This window comes from Nioella sp., assembly GCF_964229645.1.
Classification (GTDB): Bacteria; Pseudomonadota; Alphaproteobacteria; order Rhodobacterales; family Rhodobacteraceae; genus Nioella.
Window position 1 is genome coordinate 1 of the sequence record NZ_CAXREX010000002.1, and the last position, 3,015, is coordinate 3,015.

Below are 3,015 nucleotides of genomic sequence, written 5' to 3' on the forward strand. Positions count from 1 at the left end.
CCTGTCGGGCGGGTTCAACGTCTATCCGCTGACCATCGAGAACGCGATCCATCAGCACCCCAATGTGCTTGAGGCCATGGTGATCGGCGTGCCCGATGCCTATCGCGGCGAAAGCGCCAAGGCCTTCGTGATGCTGAACCCCGGTGCCGCGCGCTTTACCCTGGAAGAGCTTCAGGACTTCCTGGCCGACAAGCTGGGCCGCCACGAGATCCCCCGCCATCTGGAGTTCCGCGACGAACTTCCCCGGACGGCGGTCGGCAAGGCATCGCGCAAGATGCTGAAGGAACAGGAACTGGCCCGCGCGGCCGAAGAAACCGCCTGAGGAGAGCAGGATGGAACTGTCATTCACCCCCGAAGAGGAAGCCTTTCGCCAGGAGGTGCGCGATTTCATCGACGCCAACCTGCCGGACGAGACGCGTGAACATCTGAAACGCGGCAATCCGCCGACCAAGGAGATGACCGTGCAATGGCACAAGACCCTGCACGCCCAGGGCTGGTCCACGCCGCGCTGGCCCGCGGAATGGGGCGGGCCGGGCTGGTCGGTCACGCAGATGTACATCTTTCAGCAGGAAAGCCAGCGCGCCGGGGCCCCGGATCCGCAGGGCTTCAACGTGGGCATGATCGGCCCGGTGCTGATCCAGTTCGCCAGCGAAGAGATGAAGCAGGAATTCCTGCCCAAGATCGCCTCGCTCGACTATTGGTTCTGCCAGGGCTTTTCCGAACCGGGCGCCGGGTCTGACCTGGCCTCTCTCAAGTGCAAGGCGGAATGGGACGAGGCGGGCCAGCAATGGATCGTCAACGGGCAGAAGACCTGGACCACCTATGCCCAGCATGCGGACTGGATCTTCCTGCTGGTGCGGACCTCGAACGAGGGCAAGAAACAGGAAGGCATTTCCTTCCTGCTGGTCGACATGACATCGCCCGGGGTCGAGGTGCATCCGATCCAGACCATGGATGGGGCGCATGAAATCAACTCGGTCTTCTTTACGGATGTGAAGGTGCCGGCCAAGAACCTGATCGGTGAGGTCAACAAGGGCTGGACCTATGCCAAGTTCCTGCTGGGCAACGAACGTCTGGGGGCCCCGCGCGTGGGCGCGTCGCAGGCGCAGCTGGCACAGCTGAAGCAGCTGGCGCAGGAACGGATCGTGCGGGGCAGACCCCTGTGGGAGCATCCGCGCTTTCGCGACAAGTACGTCGAGACCCAGGTCGAACTGAAGGCGCTGGAGATGACGGTGATGCGGGTCCTGTCCTCGATGGAAGCGGGGCAGAGCAGCGGCAAGCCCGATCCCGCGACCAGCGTCATCAAGATCAAGGGCGCGCAGATGATCCAGCGCCTGACCGAGCTTTACGTCGAGATGGCGGGCGAACAGGCCATGCCCTGGACCGATGGCGACCTGGGCGACAATGCGCGGATCGGTGACCCCTGGGTCGAACGCGCCGCGCCGAATTATTTCAACTATCGCAAGTCGTCGATCTACGGCGGGTCGGACCAGGTGCAGAAGGGCATCATCTCCAAGGCGATCCTGGGGCTGTGAGGAACCATGAACTTTGAACTGAATGACGAACAGCGGATGCTCTCGGACAGCCTGACGCGCTTTTTGGGCGACAAGTATGATTTCGAAAAGCGCCGCAAGTACATGGACATGCCGGGCGGGCACGATCCGGCGATCTGGGCCGGCTTTGCCGAACTGGGGATCTTTGCGCTGCCCTTTGCGGAAGAGGACGGCGGGCTTGGCGGGACCTCGGTCGAGACGATGATCGTGGGCCAGGCCATGGGCTATGCGCTGGCCAATGAACCCTGGGCCGAGGCGCTGGCGATTGCGCCCGCGCTGTTGCAGGCGGGATCGTCAGAGCAGCGCGCCGCCGTGGCCGAAGAGATCATCGCCGGCACCGTTCTGCCCGCCTGGGCGCATCTTGAGCCGGGCATGATCGACCGCGACGAAGGGGTTGGCACCCGTGCCGATGCCGAGGGCCGGCTGAGCGGGACCAAGACCGTGGTGGCCTTCGGGGCCGAGGCCGATCTGATCTTTGTCACCGCGCAGGGGCCCGGGGGCCTGGGCCTTTACATGGTGCGCGGCGGGGCCGAGGGGATGGAGGCGCGGGCCTACAAGACCCAGGACGGTCGCCGCGCGGCCGAGCTGAGTTTCGACGGCACCCCGTCCGTGCCCCTGGCCGGCGGCTGTCCGGCCGAAGAGGCGCTTGGCGCGGCCGAGGCGCGGGCGGTTGCGGCGGTGCTGGCGGAAAGCCTGGGCTGTATGGAACAGGCCATCGAACAGACGGTCGAGTACATCAAGGGCCGCGAGCAGTTCGGCAAGGCGATCGGGTCCTTTCAGGCCCTGCAGCATATCGCCGCCGGGGCCGTGGTCGAGAAGGAACAGGTGAAATCCATGGCGATGTATGCCAGCGTCATGTGCGACGATGCGGATGCGCAGGCGCGGGATCTGGCGGTTTCGGCGGCGAAGGTGAAGATGTGCGATGCCTCACGCGAGGTCGGGCAGATGTCGATTCAGCTGCACGGCGGCGTGGGAATGACGATGGAATATGCCATCGGCCATTACTTCAAGCGCCTGACCATGCTGGAGATCGCCCATGGCGATCGCGATTTCCACATGGACCGGCTGTGTGCCGCAGGCGGTCTGGCCGCGTGACGGGGGCGGGCGCAGGGGGCCATCGAGGCCCGCTGCACCCGCAGCCTTCGGCGCGAGTATTTTTGGCAAGATGATCGAGGGGGCGCGGTGCAGGGCCGCGCGCCTCTTGCAGGAGAAGGAGTGACAGATGGATCTGTTTGACGCGATGCGGGACCGGCGGTCGATCCGGGGATTTACCGATGCGCCGGTGAGCCGGGCGCTGATGGAAGAGGTGCTGGCGGCGGCCAATATGGCGCCGTCCTCGATGAACACGCAGCCCTGGCATTTTCACGTGCTGAGCGGTGAGGTTCTGGAGAACGTCCGCAAGGGCAATTCCGAGCGCATGCTGGCAGGTGTGGAGCCGAGCCGGGAGATCATGGCGCATGGG

Annotated in this window: 3 protein-coding genes and 1 pseudogene; all 4 read left to right on the forward strand. The window is 64.9% G+C overall.

Going from position 1 to position 3,015, the window contains the following annotated elements; genetic code table 11:
- A pseudogene (locus ACEQXV_RS00050) lies at positions 1 to 322 on the forward strand (long-chain fatty acid--CoA ligase); the annotation flags it as partial.
- Positions 323 to 332: 10 nt separating this feature from the next.
- The gene (locus ACEQXV_RS00055; protein ID WP_370267270.1) at positions 333 to 1,535 is read left to right on the forward strand and encodes an acyl-CoA dehydrogenase family protein; all 1,203 of its coding nucleotides are present in this window, start codon (positions 333 to 335) and stop codon (positions 1,533 to 1,535) included.
- A 6-nt stretch (positions 1,536 to 1,541) separates the two neighbouring features.
- Positions 1,542 to 2,648, forward strand: coding sequence for an acyl-CoA dehydrogenase family protein (locus ACEQXV_RS00060; RefSeq protein ID WP_370267272.1), 1,107 nt, complete (start codon positions 1,542 to 1,544; stop codon positions 2,646 to 2,648).
- 127 nt (positions 2,649 to 2,775) lie between these two features.
- Positions 2,776 to 3,015, forward strand: a 240-nt coding sequence (locus ACEQXV_RS00065) for a nitroreductase family protein (protein ID WP_370267273.1), incomplete at its 3' end; no start/stop codon positions are given.

Coding starts and splice junctions, on each gene's coding strand:
- ACEQXV_RS00055 (WP_370267270.1), top strand. CDS start 333: ATGGAACTGTCATTCACCCCCGAAGAGGAAGCCTTTCGCCAGGAGGTG.
- ACEQXV_RS00060 (WP_370267272.1), top strand. CDS start 1,542: ATGAACTTTGAACTGAATGACGAACAGCGGATGCTCTCGGACAGCCTG.